Below are 18,057 nucleotides of genomic sequence, written 5' to 3'. Positions count from 1 at the left end.
AGGAGCAGTCTAGTTCTCGTCTGCTCCGGCGGACTCATCGCTGTCATCGAAAACCGGCGGCTCGGTCTGGCGGAGGATGAGCGACGTGCGCGGTTGCACCACGATGGATCCCTCAGCCGCGATGAGCTTTTCTTCATCTGGGTAGCCACCGGAGTCAGACGTATCCACGATGAGGCGCCAGCTAGCACCCAAGTCCTTCTTCGGCAGAGTGAACTCGATCTCCTCGTGGTGAGCGTTGAAGATCATGATGAAGGAATCATCCGTGATGCGCTCACCCCGGGCAGTCGTCTCCGTAATCGCGTTGCCGTTGAGGTAGACCATAAGCGCCTTACCGAACTCAAAGTCCCAGTCTTCAGGGGTCATCAGCTTGCCGGAGGGAACCAGCCACGCAATATCGCGGTCTTTCACCTCAGAACCGAAGGGGCCGCCGGCCAAGAAACGCTGGCGACGGAACACCGGGTGGTTCTTGCGGATATTAATCAGGCGCTTGGTAAAGCCGTGCATGGCGATGTTCTTCTCTTGCTCCAACATCGACCAATCGATCCACGAAATCTCGTTGTCTTGGCAGTACACATTGTTGTTGCCACCCTGGGTGCGGCCCAGCTCATCGCCGTGGCATAGCATCGGGGTGCCCTGGGACAGCAGAAGGGTGGTGAGGAAGTTACGTACCTGGCGGCGGCGAAGCTTCTTAATCTCTTCGTCGTCAGTGGGGCCCTCCACACCGTGGTTCCAGGAGCGGTTGTGGGATTCACCGTCGCGGTTGTCTTCTCCGTTTTCGGCATTGTGTTTTTCGTTGTAGGAGACCAAATCACGCAGCGTGAAGCCATCGTGCGCGGTGATGAAATTGATGGACGCGGTGGGGCGGCGGCCGTTGTTGGCGTAGAGGTCGGAAGATCCGGTCAGGCGCGAGGCAAACTCGCCCATCGTCGACGGCTCGCCGCGCCAAAAGTCACGGACGGTATCGCGGTACTTGCCGTTCCACTCGCTCCAAATGGGCGGGAAGTTACCAACCTGGTAGCCGTTATGGCCCACGTCCCAGGGCTCGGCGATGAGCTTGACCTTGGAAACCACCGGATCTTGCTGGACTAGATCGAAGAAGGTAGCCAGCTTGTCGACGTCATCAAGCTCGCGCGCCAAGGTGGAAGCCAGGTCGAAGCGGAAGCCGTCGACGCGCATTTCCGTTACCCAGTAGCGCAGCGAATCCATGATCAACTGGAGGGAGTGCGGGTGGCGGACATTAAGAGAGTTACCGGTGCCGGTGTAGTCCATGTAGTGCTCGGGGTTGTCATCAACCAACCGGTAATAGGCGTGGTTATCAATGCCGCGGAAAGCAATGGTCGGACCCATGTGGTTGCCCTCGGCGGTGTGGTTGTAGACAACGTCGAGGATGATTTCGATGCCGGCCTCGTGGTAGGCGCGAACCATGGCCTTGAACTCGGCGACCACCTCGCCGGGCTTCTTGGCGTAGGCATAGTCCGCATGGGGCGCGAAGAAGCCGAAGGTGTTATAGCCCCAGTAGTTGCGCAGCCCCAGCTGGCGCAGGCGATCATCCTGCAGGAACTGATGGACTGGCAGCAGCTCGACGGCTGTCACACCCAGGTCCTTGAAGTAGTTGATGATGGCCGGGTGTGCCATGCCGGCATAGGTTCCGCGCAGCTCCTCCGGAACATCCGGGTGCGTCATCGTCATGCCCTTGACGTGGGCTTCGTAGATGATGGTCTCGTTATCCGGCGTGTGGGGGCGGTTGTCGCCGTGCCACTCGAAGAAGGGATTAATCACCACCGACAGCATTGTGTGGCCTAGGGAATCATCGTCGTTGCGTCCGGTGCCGGGCTCGTCCGCGAAGATATCGTAGGAGTACAGAGAGGTATCGCCATCAAAATCACCGTCGAAGGCGCGAGCATAAGGATCGACAAGAAGCTTTGAAGGATCGCAGCGCAGGCCATGTTCTGGTTCATAAGGGCCATGGATGCGGTAGCCATAGCGCTGCCCCGGGCTGACGTTGGGAAGGTAGGCATGCCAGACGTGGGCGGTGATCTCGGTCAGTTCAATGCGTTCTTCGTTGCCGTTGTGATCGATGAGGCAGAGCTCGACCTTCTCGGCGATCTCGGAAAAGATAGCAAAATTAGTACCGGCCCCATCGAAGGTGGAGCCGAGTGGGGAGGGGGAACCAGGCCACACCTGGCGAGATGGCGTTATATCAGCACGGGTCTCAGTCATGAGGCTTAGTTTAGTCAATTCCGCTGCATGCGATCGGTTCACAGCGTGCGTAAACCCGCGACCATGAGTTCTGCGGCGCGCACCAAGGTGTCAACGCCTGACACAGCATTCGACGCTGAGGGAGCTGCGCTTGGTGACGCCCCACTGAGCTGTTCGCGGGATTGCTCCATGAAGGTCGCTCCCAGGACGTAATGGATGAGAGCACGGGCTGCGACACCTCTATCCTCCGGTGATGCCCCGGGGGCTTCCCGCTTCAACGCGGAGGTGAAAAGCTTCTCCAAGTCAGAACTTGCTGAGGATTCGGGGAAGGCGGCACCTGCTATGGCGACTTCGGCGCCGTCGCGCCAGCGCGTGAGTTCCCCATGAAGGGAGCTGACCAGCTCCGTTGTGGTCTCTCCTGTAACGGGGGAGAGGATCTCGGAGGTCATTGCGGCGATGAGCGATTGCTTATTGGCCACATGCCAGTACAGCGCGCCGGGAGCAACGCCGAGGTTGGTGGCAACACGGCGCATGGTGACATCGGCGAGCCCGTAGCGTGTCAAGAGCTCGAGGGCGGTGGAAACGATAGCGTCGCGAGAAAGGTGCACGGAAACCACTCTACGCGGCGGAAGGAACCGCCAAGCGTGGCTCACAGGAAGCTTCAAGGTGAAGTGTAGGGTTTATACAATCATGCCTTGTTAGGGTTATGTGAAGTGCCCAAGAGCAACTGCCACGCCCAGCGTGGTTTTTACTATCGCTCTCTATAGATATTAGGAGTTATCCCTTGTCTTTTCTGACACCTGCCAAGAAGTCCCTCGTCGCTGTTGCGCTCGTCGCGCCGCTCTCCTTGGCTGCTTGCGGTTCCGATGATGAGAACGCTACCGATACCGCTTCCTCCGCGGTGAAGACCACCACCACGACGGAGTCCAAGGACAAGACCTCCGAGGGGCAGTCGAAGGAGAAGGATTCTGAAAAGAAGGAGGGAGACGAAAAGAAGGAAGGCGAAGAGAATAAGGACGGCGAGAACGCCGATCCGAAGCCGGAAGGGGAGAACCCCGAGGGCGGCGAAAACCAGGCCATGGCTAACCCCTTCGAGAACGGTGTGGATCCGTTCCAGAGCATGCCGAAGGTTGAGCCGGTCCAGGGTGAGGCTGCAAGCCAGGAAGACATTGACGGCATCAATGGTCTGGTCCGTGGCATGTACGAGCAGCAGACCATGCGTTCCTTCGTGAAGTACCTCCCGGAGCACACCTGCGCTGAAGTGCGCAACGACCCGAACTCCGGCCTTGACCAGGTGGACTACAACCAGGTTCCGGATGTTCCGATGGACCAGCTCAAGGACATGATGGCGGCAGCTGGCCAGGACACCTCGCAGATGGAAGGCTTTGACTGGTCCAAGACCGGTGTTGAGTCCATCAACGATGTCGTGGTCAACGGTGACGATGCATCCGCAACCGTGAACGTCAACACCAGCAAGGGCATGGACAGCTCCACCATGCGCTTCAAGCGTGAGAACGGCAACTGGACCTTCTGCGGCTAGAACATATCGTGCCTGCACTGCGTGCACCTAGCTTTCGCATACCCCGCGCCATCGGATTTGGTGCGGGGTTGCTCGCATTAGCGCTCCTCGGGTTTTCTGTGGCCGGCGCCGCGTGGGGGCTGTGGCGTCCTGCCCTCAAGGGGCACCGGGTTGATGATGGCGGCTACGCCCTGCGCAACGTCGCTAACGTTCAGTTTGATTCCTACATTACTTTTGTACTCATTACCGGTGCCCTGGGTATGGCGTTGGGGCTTATTGCCTATCGGCGCGGCGAGCGCTACCGCGGCGTCGGGGTATTGCTGTGGGTAGCCCTGGCTTCCTTGGCTGGCGCGGCGTCGTTCTACGTCTTTGGTGGAGCTACCGCAACGAGTATCCCGGACGATCCCGGGGAAATTGTGGAGTTCGTGCCGAAATTCTCGCCCGGCATCGCCTGGCTCGTGGGGCCGTTCATGGCCATGTTTACGTACTGGTCCGCAGTATTTGTCAATCCTCCTCGTGCCGTGGACGACGAAGAAGCGGAGGCAATGGCGGCTGAGGCAGAGGCTCCTTAGGGCCAAGCGACGGGGGAGGAGCCCACAGCATCGCGTGAAATGTCATCGATGCCGTGGAGGACGTGTTTGATGCCGCGGCCTAGGGCGGTGATCAGTTGGGCGTCGGAAAGCCCAGCGCCCGTCATAACGGCGTAGTCAATGCGCACCTGCAAGCCATCGACGTTGGAGTGGCAGAAGGCAGAAGCCGAGTGGTTGGTGCGGTTCCAGTCATTGCAGATGAGGAAAATTTTGGAGAACTCGCTTCCTGGGAGGTTGGGATCCCAATGGCCTTTGATGATGAGGCTCGGCCCAGAGTCGATAGCGAAGGCAAAGAGGACATCGTTTATCCACGCGTAGACGGCCTCTTCCGCATCTGCTTGGAAACGCGTAATACCGAGGGCGGGTAAAAGCTCCCCGAGACGAGCGGTATCGACTGTGCCGACGGGGCCGTCGAGCTCTATCTGTTCTTCCGGAGCCGCCGGGCGGGGAAGCGTCAAGACGGGGAAATGATCCGCTAATTCCTCAAGGCAGGCCGCCGCGTTGTGCAGCGCAGGGATGACAGAGGCGGAGAGCTGGGCCGCCGTGGGTTTCTGGTGCACGACGAGGAAGGAATGGCCCCACACCTCGACCTCGGTCGGGGAGGAATAATTGAGCACGAGCTGCGGGGAGAGACAATCGTGGTTCCAGTCGTTGACGAACTCGCTGAGCGCGGGGATATCGCCGAAGCCCAAGACACCGTGGTGGGTGGTGCAGAAGCGCAAAATAGGCTCACCCTCGGTATCCATAAAGGCGCGGGTCTCCCCGAGCGGCGGATGGGGGAAGAGGAGTTCGTGCGCGCTGACCCGGATGCAGTGGAGGCTTTCGCGGTGCGCGAGGTGCTCCACACGGGCAAGCAGATCCGAGGTGGAGTGGCTGTCATTACCTTCGGCGCCGTTGCTCATCTCGCCGCCTCCCTTCGCCGAGTCGGGGTGCCGGAACGTGTTAGTAGTGACACATTCTATAACCTGCACCTGCCAGCTCGCTGGCTTTTTGGCACGGGTATAGTAATGGGAAGGTATAGAAACCGCTGCATATTATGCGGCTGTATTTTATGAAAAGGGCTTGAGCATGCTACGAACCATTGACCTGCGCGGAGAGACTCTCACCACCTCCCGCCTGCGCCGAGTATTGCCGCGAGGCGGAACCGATGTTTCCTCAGTCATGGACACTGTTATCCCCATGGTGAACAAGGTGCGAGAAGGTGGTGTTGCAGCGGCCCTCGACTTCGGTGAGAAATTCGACGGGATCCGCCCCGCCACGGTGCGGGTCCCGCATGAGGAGCTCGAGAAGGCGGCCCAAGAACTGGCCCCTCAGGTCCGGGCAGCTATCGAAGAATCTATCGCCCGCGTGCGCGCCGTTCACGCGGACCAGAAGCCGGCCCCACACACGACAACGCTGGCGCCAGGTGCAACGGTTACCGAGGTTTTTCAACCCATCGAACGGGTAGGGCTTTACGTCCCAGGCGGCAAGGCGGTGTACCCATCCTCCGTCATTATGAATGTCGTCCCGGCCCAAGAAGCGGGCGCTGAAGCGATGGTCGTGGCTTCCCCGCCGCAGAAGGAATTCGGTGGCCTGCCGCACCCGACGGTGCTGGCCACCTGCCACATGCTCGGCGTGGACGATGTCTGGGCAGTCGGTGGTGGACAAGCCATCGCGCTTCTGGCCTACGGCGACGATGAACCCGCCACGGGGGAGGATGCTCTTGAACCCGTGGATATCATCACCGGCCCCGGCAATGTCTTTGTTGCTGCTGCTAAGCGCGCGGTGCAGGGAGTGGTGGGCATCGATGCGGAAGCCGGCCCCACCGAGATCGCTATCCTGGCCGACGAGACCGCCAACCCGGTCTACGTGGCCTATGACCTCATTTCCCAGGCGGAGCATGATCCGATGGCTGCCTCCGTGCTCATCACCGACTCGGAGGAGCTTGCTGCCGCCGTGAATGCGGAAGTAGCTCAGCGCTACACCGCCACCGCGAACGCCGAGCGCGCAGCTGAGGCTTTGCGCGGCGAACAGTCCGGCATCGTGTTGGTCGATGACCTCGAAGCGGGCATTGCTGTCGCGGACGCCTATGCCGCTGAGCACTTGGAGGTTCACACAAAGAATGCCCGGGCAGTAGCGGAGCGTATCCGCCACGCCGGTGCCATTTTCGTGGGTGATTATTCGCCGGTGCCGCTCGGTGATTACTCCGCTGGCTCCAACCACGTCTTGCCCACCTCGGGAACCGCGCGGTTTAGCGCTGGGCTGTCGACGCACACCTTCCTGCGCCCGGTCAACCTCATCGAGTATGACCGCGCAGCACTCGGGGAGGTGGCGGAGAATGTGATTGCCTTTGCCACCGCGGAGGCACTGCCTGCCCACGGCGAAGCAATTGCTGCACGATTCGCCGATGCCCCAGATACCCAGAAAGTAGAGGCTTAAGTAATGGCTGAGTTGAAGGATCTTCCCCTGCGCGAAGAATTGCGCGGCTCCAGTGCCTATGGAGCCCCGCAGTTGACGGTGACCAACCAGCTCAACACCAACGAGAACCCCTACCCGCCGTCGGAGGCGCTGGTCAAGGACATCGTGGCGGCCGTCGAAAAGCACGCCCGAGAGCTCAACCGCTATCCAGAGCGCGACGCCGTCGAACTGCGCACGGCGCTGGCGGGGTATGTCAGTGAGCAGACCGGCGTGAATGTCAGCGTGGACAACGTGTGGGCGGCCAATGGTTCCAACGAGGTGCTGCAGCAGCTGCTCCAAGCCTTCGGAGGGCCGGGGCGCAGCGCGCTGGGATTTACCCCGAGCTATTCCATGCACCCCATCCTGTGCGCGGGCACCCAAACCGAATTCATCTCCTGCCCGCGGAACGAGGATTTCCGCATTGCGGAAAAGGAGGCGCTGGAGGCCGTCGCCAAGCACCGTCCTGACGTCGTCTTTATTACCACCCCGAACAATCCCACCGGTGACGTCACCCCGATCGACCTAGTGGAGAAGATCGTGCAGGCCGCGCCGGGCATCGTCATCGTGGACGAGGCCTACATGGAGTTCTCGCCTTCACCTTCTGCCACCACGCTGCTGGCGAAATATCCGACCAAGCTCGTGGTCTCGCGCACGATGTCCAAGGCCTTCGACTTCGCCGGCGGACGCTTGGGCTACTTCGTGGCCGATCCGGCTTTCGTGGAGGCCGTCATGCTCGTCCGCCTGCCCTATCACCTCTCTGTCCTCTCCCAGATCGCGGCCACTGTGGCTCTGGCACACAAGGAGGAGACTTTGGGCACCGTGGCGAAGCTGTCGGCGGAGCGGGACCGGGTTGTCGCACGGCTCCAGGAGCTAGGGTACTACGTGGTGCCGAGCGAATCTAACTTCGTCTCCTTCGGACGCTTTGCCGATCAGCACGCGGTGTGGCAGGGGTTCCTGGACCGCGATGTCTTGATCCGAGATAACGGCGTACCGGGACTTCTGCGCGCCACGATTGGCCTGCCTGAAGAGAATGATGCCTTCCTTTCGGCCGCAGAGGACTTGGCAGATACAGTAGAGATGGCTGACTGAACGATGATGAACTGAGCCCCTCCTATGGGGCACGATTTGAAGGAGGAGCGTGGGGACGATGAGCGCTGATGAAGCTGCACGCCGCGATGGCGGCGACCGCATTGGCCGCGCCGAGCGCGTTACTGGGGAGACAAAGATCTCTGTAGAAATCAACCTCGATGGCACCGGCCAAGCGGATATTTCGACGGGGCTGCCGTTCTTTGATCACATGCTGAATGCTGTGTGCACCCACGGCTCCTTCGACCTTCGCGTCCACGCCGACGGCGATATCGACATCGATGCCCACCACACCGTCGAAGACACCGCGATTGTTCTCGGCCGTGCCTTCCTGGAAGCACTGGGGGACAAGTCCGGTATCCGCCGTTTCGGGTCCCAGCTGCTGCCCATGGATGAGGCGCTGGTGGAGGCCGTCGTCGACATTTCTGGGCGCCCCTACTTCGTGATGAATGGCGAACCGGAAAACATGGAGTGGCAGGTCATCGGCGGGCACTACGCCACGGTGATCAACCGTCACTTCTTCGAAACCTTTGCCACGCACTCGGCGACGACTCTGCATGTCAACGTGCGGTACGGCCGCGATCCACACCACATCACGGAGGCTGAGTACAAGGCGGTGGCCCGTGCCCTGCGTCAGGCTACTGAGCGGGATCCGCGCATGACCGGAGTTCCTTCGACGAAGGGAGCTCTCTAAGCCGTTATGAACGTGTTGGTTCTCATTCTCTTTCTGGTCACCGGTTTGCTCGTCGGAGGCGCGTGGGCGGCTTATCAGAATGGCTCGGTGCTACTGACCGTGGTCGCAGGCGCGCTCGCGGCGGTGTCCGCGATCGCTGCGCTGGCCTGGATGCTTGACATCTTCTCAGCGGGGGTGGCAGCGAAGTGACGGAGCACACCCCGCAGAGCGTATGGAAGGTCGCCGGCTTTAGAGAAACCATGATCGCGGTGGTTTCCGCCTTCGGTGCCTGGTCGGTCCTGCTTCCGGTGGTGCCCCTGGCCGTGCTGGACTCCGGTGGTTCCGCCACGTTGGCTGGTGCCACCACCGGCGTGTTCATGTTGGCGACGGTGCTTACCCAGATGGCGACTCCGATGCTGCTGCGCATCTTTGGCTATCGCCCCATCATGGCGGCCTCAGCACTGTTGTTGGGACTGCCGGCGTTGGGACACATGCTGGGCGATGCCGCCCCGATCGCCCTGGGATTCTCCGCCCTGCGCGGCATCGGCTTCGGCGCTCTCACAGTGGCGGAGAACGCTCTCATCGCAGAAATTACGCCGCGGCGTTTGCTGGGCAAGGCCACCGGTATCTTCGGTTTGTTCATCGGTGCAGCCCAGATGGCGTTCTTGCCTGTGGGTCTCGCGGTGGCTTCAGCCTTTAATTACAACACGGTGTATCTCCTAGCCGCTGGCCTTGGCCTGCTGGGATTCTTCACGTGCATTTTGGTACCGCAAATCAAGGCAGCTCCAGTGGGGTTGCCAGACCCAACGGACACCACCCCGCGGGCACCAATGTGGAAGCTTGTGCTCGTCCCAGCGCTCGCTCTGACCAGTTTCTCCGTGAGCTACGGCGTCGCCTCCAATTTCATTTCCCCGGCGGTACGCGAGCTGGATCCTGAGCGCGGCGCTGTCCTAGGCGGCCTCATGCTGTCCGTGATCGGTGGCGCGGCCATGATTTCACGCTATGTCGCCGGTGTCGTGGCGGACCGCGTGGGCCAGCCAGGCACGTTGATGATTCCAGCCCAGGCTTTCTCAGTCTTTGGCGTGGGTCTAATCGCCGCCGTGCTGTGGCAAGAATGGTCAGTATGGCTGCTCGTGTTCGGCACTGTCATCTATGGTGCGGGTTTCGGCATCGTCCAGAACGAGGCTTTGTTGTCGATGTTCGACCGCCTCCCTCGCGAGCGCCTGTCCGAAGGTTCTGCGGTGTGGAATATCTTCTACGACGGTGGAACTGGACTTGGTTCGACGGTTCTCGGCGCCGTCGTGGCTATGTCCGGATACGATGGCGCCTTCGCGGCTGGTGCCGTCATCATCGCGGGTGGCCTGCTCATGTCCGTGGCTGACCGCGCCTTGGGCAAGACCCGTGTGAGCGAGCTGAATGATATTCAGACTCGCCTGCGCATGATTAGAAGGCCGAGGAGGCCCGGAAAGGAGCCACGATGAGCTCATACGACGTAGTAGTCCTGGATTATGGCGCTGGCAATGTCCGGTCGGCAGTGCGCGCGCTGGAGCGGGTCGGCGCTACCGTGACGGTCACCGCGGACCCCAAGACAGCCGTGGAAGCCGATGGCCTCCTAGTCCCCGGTGTGGGGGCCTTCGCCGCCTGCATGGAGGGGCTGCGCGCCGCGCAGGGACCAAGGATTATCGGCCAACGCTTGGCTGGCGGGCGCCCCGTCCTGGGAATCTGTGTGGGTATGCAGATTCTTTTTGACTCAGGTACCGAACACGGCGTACACACCGAAGGCTGCGGCGAGTGGCCGGGAGAGGTCTCCCGCTTGCAGGCTTCCGTTCTCCCACACATGGGATGGAACACCGTGGAGCTTCCTAGCGGAAGCCGCATGTTCGAAGGCGTGAGCGCGGAGGATCGCTTTTACTTCGTGCATTCTTATGCCGCGCGGAACTGGGAGCTCGAGACGGAGATTACCGAGCCACCGAAGGTGGCGTGGTCTGAGTACGGCGGTGACCGCTTTGTCGCCGCAGTAGAAAACGGTGCGTTGTGGGCCACGCAGTTCCACCCGGAGAAATCGGGTGACGTGGGTTCGCAGCTGCTAAAGAACTGGATTGGAACGCTTTAAAGAGCCCGCGTGAAAGGTAGACTACCCACCATGAGCTTTACACTGTTGCCCGCGGTTGACGTCGTTGATGGTCAGGCAGTACGCCTCGACCAAGGAGAAGCAGGAACCGAAAAGTCCTATGGATCGCCGCGGGAGGCCGCCCTTAAATGGCAGGCCCAAGGCGCGCAGTGGTTGCACGCGGTGGATTTGGACGCCGCCTTCGGTCGTGGCTCCAACCACGAGCTGCTCGCTGAAATTACGACGAGCGTGGATCTAGACGTGGAATTGACCGGAGGTATCCGGGACGACGATTCCTTGGCGCGAGCCTTGGCCACTGGTGCCCGCCGCGTCAATATTGGAACTGCAGCGCTGGAAAACCCAGAATGGATTGCCAAGGTCCTCGCAGAACATGGCGACCGCATTGCAGTGGACCTCGCCGTCCGAATGGTGGATGGTGAGTGGCGCACACGCGGTCACGGCTGGGTATCCGATGGCGGAGACCTCTGGGAGGTGCTCGAGCGTCTTGATGCAGCGGGTTGCACCCGTTTCGTGGTGACGGATGTGTCGAAGGATGGCACACTCCAGGGCCCCAATATCGAGCTGCTGCGTGAGGTAGCGGCCGCCACGGACGCCAAGGTGACCGCCTCCGGCGGTATTTCCACGCTCGATGATCTGCGCGAGTTGGCCCTTTACGAGAACGAAGGGATCGATTCCGCCATCATCGGTAAGGCACTCTACGAGGAGCGCTTCACCTTGGAGGAGGCTCTTGCAGCCGTTGCGGAGGTTACCCCGCTGCCGGGAGAGGAATACATCGACCCGATCGAGGAGAAGTAGGCCTATGGCCCCGATGACAGGAACTTCAGCGTCGGATCCGCGCGAACTTGTTGCCTTTGCGGAAGCCGCAGTGGACCAGGTTGATGAACTCTTCCGCAGGGGCCTTGGCGCGGCACCCGCGCGTTTCAAAGGCGAAGGAGACTTTGCTACCGAGGTGGATCTGCTCATCGAACAGCAGTTGCGCCAGACATTGGGCCAGCTCACCGGCATTCCGGTGTTCGGTGAAGAGTCCGGTGGCAACTTGGAGGAGACGGTGTGGGTTGTGGATCCGGTAGACGGAACCGCGAACTACTCGGCTGGGAATCCGTGCTGCGGCATTCTTGTTTCGCTCCTGCACGATGCAAAGCCGGTCGTCGCCGTCGCCGACTTTCCATTGTTGAACCGCCGTGTTGTTGCGGCGCAAGGGATGCCGCTGCGTACGACCGGCGGCCCGGCGACCGGGTTCGGGGGAGGAGAGGAGGCCCTAGGATTCGACGAAGCGCGCGGACACGTGGGCTGCTCCTCGCACCTGCCCACGAGCCTATTCAACGACCTACGAGAGACCGGGCTGCGCCCCCGTATGACTGGGTCGGTAGGGCTGGACAACGCTTTTGTCGCTCAGGGCGTGTTCGACGGTGCAGTGAATTTCTCGCCGCACCCGTGGGATAACGCGGCGGGCGCGCTCATCATTAAGGCTGCCGGTGGCCGCGTGAGCGACCCCGAGGGCAATGAGTGGACTGCACACTCGAAGGGCTTCGTGGGCGGGACCCCGCAGGTGCATGCCACGATTTTGGAGGCCATTGCTCGAAATCCCCGTGGGGACCGCTAAATAGGCCCCGTCCCGGGGCTGAAACCGGTGCTCGGCACTGGCGCTGAATCCCGGACTTATTCTTTAACGTTTTACCGTTTTCCTACTATGCTCATCACCGTTCGGTGGTCCCAAGTGGACTGCTGTTCATCTCACCTTTAGCTATGAGGAGGATTGTCACCATGGCGCTTGCCGTGCGCGTGATCCCGTGTCTGGACGTTGACAATGGCCGCGTGGTCAAAGGCGTCAACTTTGAAAACCTGCGTGATGCCGGCGACCCAGTGGAGCTGGCCGCTCGCTATGGTCAGCTGGGCGCTGATGAGCTGACATTCTTGGATGTCTCCGCGTCCAAGGACGGCCGCGGCACCATGCTCGACGTCGTTCGCCGCACGGCGGATCAGGTGTTCATCCCACTAACCGTCGGCGGCGGCGTGCGGTCGGTGGAGGACGTTCGTGAGCTGTTGCGGGCTGGTGCCGATAAGGTGTCCGTTAATTCTTCCGCCATTGCGCGCCCCGAGTTGTTGCGCGAGCTCGCGGATGTGTTTGGTTCTCAGTGCATCGTGTTGTCCGTCGATGCTCGCCGTGCGGCGGGCTTTCCCAGCGGATTTGAGGTCACCACGCATGGCGGCACACGCTCCGCGGGGATCGACGCTGTGGAATGGGCCAAGCGCGGCGAGGAATTGGGGGTCGGCGAGATTCTGCTGAACTCCATGGATGGTGACGGAACCAAGGCAGGCTTCGACCTCGAATTGACTGAGGCCGTGCGTGCAGCGGTTTCGGTGCCGATCATCGCCTCGGGTGGGGCCGGGAAGGCCGAGCACTTTCCACCGGCTATCGACGCTGGAGCGGATGCCGTGCTCGCGGCTAGTATCTTCCACTTCGGCGAGGTGGAGATTTCCGAGGTCAAGCAGGCATTAGCTGCTGCAGGAAAGGAGGTCCGTCAATGACAGAGGACAGCACTAACTCCGCCAGCACCACGAACGTCGGGGACTATGAGCTGAGCGACGACATTGCCCTGCAGCTCAAGCGCAATGAGGCGGGCCTAGTCCCGGCTATCGTGCAGTCGGAACGAGGTGAGGTACTCATGCTGGCGTGGATGGATGACCACGCGCTGGCTTACACGCTGGCGACGCGCCGCGGGACCTACTACTCACGCTCGCGTCAAGAGTATTGGATTAAAGGGCTGACGTCCGGCAATACCCAAGAGGTAGTGGGTGCGCGCCTAGATTGCGATGGTGACACCATTCTGCTCACCGTGCGTCAGCGCGGCGGGGCATGCCATACCGGCGACCGGACCTGTTTCGACGCGCGAACCCTTCTTGGGGAGGAAGATCATGGCTAAGCGCGGCGGACCCGTACTGATGTTGGTCGGCGCCATCTTGTTGTGGCTATCCTCCCGCATGACGTGGGTGAAGGCGGCGGTCGAAGACGATAAGGCCGGATCGAGCGTGGTGGAGCTATCCGGCTCCTTATGGTCCCTTGAGCTCATCGCGCTGAGCGTGGTGGTCCTGGCCGGTGGCGTGGCTGCCTTCGCTCTCCGGCGGACTGGCCGGCGCATCGTCTCCGTCATCACCGCCCTCGCTGCTGCGGCTGCGGGATGGCGTCCGGTGGCGCTGTTGACCGCCGGCTCCGAGGCGGAGCGTGCCCAGGAGCTTCTGCAAGGCGGGACCAACGATACCTCCGTGGATACGACGACTATTTCCGATTGGGCCGTCGTCCTCACCGCGGACGCGTCGACTGCGGGCCCAGTTCTCGCGCTCGTCGGCGCCGCCCTGGCGCTCTTTGGGGCGGTGCTGGTGGCGAGCAACCCGGGTGCTGATAAACCCCGCACAGCCAAATACGAAACCCCGGCGGTACGGCAGGAGCGCCTGCAGGAAGAACTCGAAACCTCCCAAGATTCCGGCCGCGTGATGTGGGACGCGCTGGATGCTGATATTGATCCCACAGATCCCCGCTCCTCCTAAACTCCCCGTTCCGCCTAAACACACGCGCCGCGACGGCGAGCATAGTGACGGAGAGCCTGGTGAGAAAGGCCCTGTTGCGGGGAACGGGTGCCCCGGATTTCTAGTTAGAGGTGGGGGCGCGCTAGCCTAAATGTGATCTCGAACGCCCCTGTTTCTTTCTTTGAGTCTCCTTCGGGGAAGGGAGGTGGAATCATGCCTACCCCGATCGCCGTCGATCACCTCGTGGCCGGAGTGCTGGCTGATGTAGCCGCGCGGGAGGCCCGTGTCCCGTTCAAGGAAATTAAAGCAAGGTCCCGCGACATGGACGCTCCGCGCGATGCCGCGAAAGCTCTGCTGCGCCCGGGATGCTCTATCATCACCGAAATCAAGCGCGCCGTGCCCTATGGCGGTGAAATTGCCCACTTGGATAGCCCGAAGTCGGTGGCAGAACTGGCACATAGCCTGGAGGAAGCAGGGGTTCATGTGATGGCCTGTCAGACAGATCGTCGCCGCTTCCACGGGTCACTCGAGGACATGCGGGTCGCCCGTGCAGCCGTCGACATACCGATGCTGTGCCGCGACACCATCGTTGATCCCTATCAGATTCATGAGGCGCGGTGCTATGGGGCAGACGCGATTCCCTTGCAGGTGGAGCTGCTCAGCCAAGCTCGCCTCGAGTCACTTCTCGATCGCGTGGAATCCCTCGGGATGACCGCCATCCTGGAAGTCCGCACCTGTGCCGAGGTGGATCGCGTTATCAAGGCAGGGGGAACTGTCGTGGCGATCAACGCGTGGTCATTGGCCTCCGATGCTATTAATCGGGAGGCCTTTTCTGCTATTTCGCCCGGCCTTCCTGAGAGCATCACTCGCATCGCGGTGGGCGGTGTTAATAACCCGCGCAACGTGCTGTCTTATGCCTCGCAAGGTGCTGATGCCATCCTCGTCGGTGAGTCCATCATGGCTGCCCAGGACCCGATGACCTTGGCCCGTTCCTTGGTGGCCGCAGGCCAACACCCCGCATGCCCTTCGCGTAGAAGCTAAGCGCGTTGTCGCGGCCGTCATTTTCAGGCACACTGTTTCCCGTGCAGATTTACAACCTCGCCAATATTCCTTCCCCGCCACAAGGCGTGTGGCATCTCGGCCCGGTCCCGATTCGTGCTTATGCCATGTGCATCATCGTCGGCATTCTCGTCGCGATGTGGATGACGCTGCGCCGTTATACCGCTCGCGGAGGCAACCCTGACGTGGTGTGGGATGCTGCCCTGGTGGTGATCCCGGCGGGCATCATTGGCGGGCGCCTCTATCACGTGATTACGGATTACGATAAGTACTTTTGCTCCACGTGTGATCCGATCGATGCAGTGAAAATCACCAACGGGGGGCTCGGTATCTGGGGAGCTGTCGCACTGGGGGCGGTGGCTCTGTGGATCATGTTCCAGATTAAGGGTATTCCGTTGGGGCCCTTTGCTGATGCCGTCGCCCCAGGGCTTATCTTGGCCCAGGCCATCGGCCGGTTGGGTAATTGGTTTAACCAGGAACTGTATGGCCGTGAGACCACTGTCCCGTGGGCCCTCGACATCTACTACCGAGTTAATGAAAGCGGTGAGTATGCGCCCATCAGCGGCCGCTCGACTGGGGAAGTAGTGGCCTCTGTGCATCCGACCTTTCTCTATGAGCTTGTGTGGAACGTGGCGGTATGCGTGTTCCTGCTTTGGGCGCACAAGGCGTTCAAGCTTGGCTATGGTCGTGTCTTCGCGCTGTATGTTGCCGGGTACACCGCGGGCCGCTTCGTCGTGGAAAACATGCGTGCGGACGACGCCACGCACATCTTCGGCCTCCGGGTCAACGTCATCGTTTCCGTGGTCTGCTTTGTCGTGGCGCTCATCGTGTACTTCCGACTGCCGCGCGGGCAGGAGTCGCCGGAGGAAGTCGATCCCACCCGCGCCACGGAGACTGCGGTGGGCAGCGCTGCCGAGGGTAGCGCCGGTGAGTCTAAATGGTGACGGTGTGCGTAGTGCCCACCGTATATAGGCCCTGAGATTCTGTGGAGTAGCCGGGATCACACGTGGGGTTTGCGGCTCCTTACATAGCAATCTAGAGACCGGTGAAGCGGAGCCGAAATGCCCGGATGTGCCCGGTTATTACCGTTTGTAGCTGCAATGCGGGCGTCGCGTTTTCCGCTTGGAATACCGGCGCTACGGGTCGAAAACCCGGCATGAGCTTCGTTCGTGGTGGCCGAGACCAGTAAACGGGGGTAGTTTGGGAACCGTTAGAAACTCCCGATGTGAATAAGGCACTCCATGTTGGATAGAAGAACCAAAATCGTTTGTACGTTGGGTCCTGCAGTCGCAAGCAAGGAAGGAATTCTTGGGCTTGTTGAAGCAGGCATGAACGTGGCGCGTCTGAACATGTCCCACGGCGAGCATGCGGACCACGAGGCGAACTACCGCTGGGTCCGCGAGGCCACCGATGAGACCGGCCACGCAGTCGGCGTCTTGGCGGACCTGCAAGGCCCGAAGATTCGCCTAGGCCGTTTCGTCAACGGTGAAGAGATGTGGAAGGACGGCGAAATCGTCCGCATCACCGTTGATGACGTCGAAGGCACGCACGACCGCGTGTCCACCACCTACAAGAACCTGGCACAGGACGCGAAGCCAGGTGACCGCCTGCTGATCGACGATGGCAAGGTCGCCGTCGTGTGCAAGGAAGTCGACGGCAACGACATTGTCTGCGAGGTTACCGAGGGCGGACCGGTCTCGAATAACAAGGGCGTGTCCCTGCCGGGAATGGACATTTCTGTTCCGGCGCTGTCGGAAAAGGACATCGCAGATCTTCGCTTTGCGTTGAAGCTCGGCGTAGACATGGTTGCCTTGTCCTTTGTGCGCTCCCCGGCTGACGTGGACAAGGTCCACGAGATCATGGATGAGGAAGGTCGCCGCGTTCCTGTCATCGCCAAGCTCGAGAAGCCGGAAGCAGTCGACGCTCTCGAGTCCATCGTCCTAGCCTTCGATGCCATCATGATCGCCCGCGGTGACCTCGGCGTCGAGGTTCCGCTGGAACAGGTTCCGCTGTTCCAGAAGCGCGCTATCCAGATCGCTCGTGAGAATGCCAAGCCGGTGATCGTGGCAACGCAGATGCTCGATTCTATGATCTCCAACCTGCGCCCGACTCGTGCGGAGGCCTCCGACGTTGCCAACGCAGTGCTCGATGGCGCCGATGCGGTCATGCTCTCTGGTGAGACCTCCGTCGGCATCGACCCCCACAATGTTGTGCGCACGATGTCCCGGATCGTGATGAACGCTGAGCAGGGCGGCCAGGTTCCTCCGCTGACGCACGTCCCGCGCACCAAGCGTGGCGTTGTGTCTTACTCCGCACGTGATATTGCTGAGCGCCTTAACGCGAAGGCTATCGTGGCCTTTACGACGTCCGGTGATACCGCTAAGCGTGTGGCTCGACTGCACTCCCCGTTGCCGCTCTTGGCCTTTACCCCGCACCCGGCGGTGCGCTCGCAGCTGGCCTTGACGTGGGGCGCGGAGACCTTCCTGAGTGACGCGGTTGAGTCCACCGATGACATGATGGCAGCCATCGATGAGGCCCTGCTGGGGATGGACAAGTACAAGGAGGGCGATATGATCATCGTCATCGCCGGTACTCCTCCTGGAATCTCCGGTAACACGAATATGATTCAGGTCCACGAACTGGGCCAGACCCTGCGCGATAAGTAATACTGTCGCAGATAAGCAGGCAGCGCCGCCTCACCCCGGTTGCTTCCTTACCCACTAAGTGGGAAGGAGGAACGGTGGTGAGGCGGCGCTTTGTCTGTGAGGAAAGCCCGTCGGGGGTTAATAGGCAACAGTGCGTCTATAACCTGACTTGGCTCAAATTAGTGCCGAAGGGT

The 18,057-nt window shown here is 61.0% G+C and carries 19 protein-coding genes; 16 read left to right on the top strand and 3 right to left on the bottom strand.

Annotated elements, in window-relative coordinates:
• Window positions 1-9 precede the first annotated feature (9 nt).
• Together glgX and HMPREF2526_RS07750 are read right to left on the bottom strand one after the other, a co-directional pair.
• Window positions 10-2,220: a glycogen debranching protein GlgX gene (gene glgX / locus HMPREF2526_RS07755; RefSeq protein ID WP_070546790.1), complete on the bottom strand. Its 2,211-nt coding sequence runs from the start codon at window positions 2,218-2,220 to the stop codon at window positions 10-12.
• Between the two features lie 38 nt (window positions 2,221-2,258).
• Entirely contained in the window at window positions 2,259-2,807 is a 549-nt protein-coding gene (locus HMPREF2526_RS07750) for a TetR family transcriptional regulator (protein WP_046647998.1), read from the bottom strand.
• 176 nt (window positions 2,808-2,983) lie between these two features.
• Between HMPREF2526_RS07750 and HMPREF2526_RS07745 the strand changes: the two genes are divergently transcribed.
• Window positions 2,984-3,739: a hypothetical protein gene (locus tag HMPREF2526_RS07745; protein ID WP_049155315.1), complete on the top strand. Its 756-nt coding sequence runs from the start codon at window positions 2,984-2,986 to the stop codon at window positions 3,737-3,739.
• Between the two features lie 8 nt (window positions 3,740-3,747).
• Window positions 3,748-4,290 (top strand): hypothetical protein, encoded by a 543-nt coding sequence (locus tag HMPREF2526_RS07740; protein ID WP_232745218.1) that lies wholly within the window; start codon window positions 3,748-3,750, stop codon window positions 4,288-4,290.
• On the opposite strand, the gene HMPREF2526_RS07735 is transcribed toward HMPREF2526_RS07740, so the two are convergent.
• Window positions 4,287-5,210: a YbjN domain-containing protein gene (locus HMPREF2526_RS07735; RefSeq protein WP_070546787.1), complete on the bottom strand. Its 924-nt coding sequence runs from the start codon at window positions 5,208-5,210 to the stop codon at window positions 4,287-4,289. The genes HMPREF2526_RS07740 and HMPREF2526_RS07735 overlap by 4 nt on opposite strands.
• Before the next feature lie 166 nt (window positions 5,211-5,376).
• Here HMPREF2526_RS07735 and hisD point away from each other — a divergent pair, with 166 nt between their 5' ends.
• From hisD to pyk, 14 genes are all read left to right on the top strand, one after another.
• On the top strand, window positions 5,377-6,726 hold the full coding sequence (hisD, locus tag HMPREF2526_RS07730; RefSeq protein WP_070546784.1) for a histidinol dehydrogenase: 1,350 nt from the start codon (window positions 5,377-5,379) through the stop codon (window positions 6,724-6,726).
• A 3-nt stretch (window positions 6,727-6,729) separates the two neighbouring features.
• Window positions 6,730-7,833, top strand: coding sequence for a histidinol-phosphate transaminase (locus tag HMPREF2526_RS07725; RefSeq protein WP_070546781.1), 1,104 nt, complete (start codon window positions 6,730-6,732; stop codon window positions 7,831-7,833).
• Between the two features lie 58 nt (window positions 7,834-7,891).
• Complete coding sequence (gene hisB, locus HMPREF2526_RS07720; protein WP_070515707.1) at window positions 7,892-8,524, top strand: imidazoleglycerol-phosphate dehydratase HisB; 633 nt, start codon at window positions 7,892-7,894, stop codon at window positions 8,522-8,524.
• Between the two features lie 6 nt (window positions 8,525-8,530).
• The gene (locus HMPREF2526_RS07715; protein ID WP_070515705.1) at window positions 8,531-8,713 is read left to right on the top strand and encodes a hypothetical protein; all 183 of its coding nucleotides are present in this window, start codon (window positions 8,531-8,533) and stop codon (window positions 8,711-8,713) included.
• A gap of 50 nt (window positions 8,714-8,763) precedes the next feature.
• Window positions 8,764-9,984, top strand: a complete 1,221-nt coding sequence (locus HMPREF2526_RS07710) for an MFS transporter (protein ID WP_070546778.1) — start codon at window positions 8,764-8,766, stop codon at window positions 9,982-9,984.
• Window positions 9,981-10,616, top strand: coding sequence for an imidazole glycerol phosphate synthase subunit HisH (gene hisH, locus HMPREF2526_RS07705; RefSeq protein WP_046648004.1), 636 nt, complete (start codon window positions 9,981-9,983; stop codon window positions 10,614-10,616). The genes HMPREF2526_RS07710 and hisH overlap by 4 nt, the downstream gene beginning before the upstream one ends.
• 30 nt (window positions 10,617-10,646) lie before the next feature.
• Window positions 10,647-11,429, top strand: coding sequence for a bifunctional 1-(5-phosphoribosyl)-5-((5-phosphoribosylamino)methylideneamino)imidazole-4-carboxamide isomerase/phosphoribosylanthranilate isomerase PriA (gene priA, locus HMPREF2526_RS07700; RefSeq protein WP_049155328.1), 783 nt, complete (start codon window positions 10,647-10,649; stop codon window positions 11,427-11,429).
• A 4-nt stretch (window positions 11,430-11,433) separates the two neighbouring features.
• Window positions 11,434-12,237 (top strand): inositol monophosphatase family protein, encoded by an 804-nt coding sequence (locus tag HMPREF2526_RS07695; RefSeq protein ID WP_070546776.1) that lies wholly within the window; start codon window positions 11,434-11,436, stop codon window positions 12,235-12,237.
• Window positions 12,238-12,398: 161 nt separating this feature from the next.
• Entirely contained in the window at window positions 12,399-13,163 is a 765-nt protein-coding gene (gene hisF / locus HMPREF2526_RS07690) for an imidazole glycerol phosphate synthase subunit HisF (RefSeq protein WP_070546773.1), read from the top strand.
• Window positions 13,160-13,558, top strand: coding sequence for a phosphoribosyl-AMP cyclohydrolase (hisI, locus tag HMPREF2526_RS07685; RefSeq protein WP_049155332.1), 399 nt, complete (start codon window positions 13,160-13,162; stop codon window positions 13,556-13,558). The genes hisF and hisI overlap by 4 nt, the downstream gene beginning before the upstream one ends.
• Entirely contained in the window at window positions 13,551-14,180 is a 630-nt protein-coding gene (locus HMPREF2526_RS07680) for a TIGR02234 family membrane protein (RefSeq protein WP_070546770.1), read from the top strand. The genes hisI and HMPREF2526_RS07680 overlap by 8 nt, the downstream gene beginning before the upstream one ends.
• A 192-nt stretch (window positions 14,181-14,372) precedes the next feature.
• Complete coding sequence (locus HMPREF2526_RS07675; protein ID WP_070546767.1) at window positions 14,373-15,200, top strand: indole-3-glycerol phosphate synthase TrpC; 828 nt, start codon at window positions 14,373-14,375, stop codon at window positions 15,198-15,200.
• 41 nt (window positions 15,201-15,241) lie between these two features.
• On the top strand, window positions 15,242-16,162 hold the full coding sequence (gene lgt, locus HMPREF2526_RS07670; RefSeq protein WP_070546763.1) for a prolipoprotein diacylglyceryl transferase: 921 nt from the start codon (window positions 15,242-15,244) through the stop codon (window positions 16,160-16,162).
• Between the two features lie 300 nt (window positions 16,163-16,462).
• On the top strand, window positions 16,463-17,884 hold the full coding sequence (gene pyk / locus HMPREF2526_RS07665) for a pyruvate kinase (protein WP_070546901.1): 1,422 nt from the start codon (window positions 16,463-16,465) through the stop codon (window positions 17,882-17,884).
• Window positions 17,885-18,057 lie beyond the last annotated feature (173 nt).

Source organism: Corynebacterium sp. HMSC070E08, assembly GCF_001808895.1.
GTDB classification, from domain to species: Bacteria; Actinomycetota; Actinomycetes; order Mycobacteriales; family Mycobacteriaceae; genus Corynebacterium; species Corynebacterium hiratae.
Note: the sequence above shows the minus strand (reverse complement) of the source record. Positions and strands in the feature narration are given on the sequence as shown.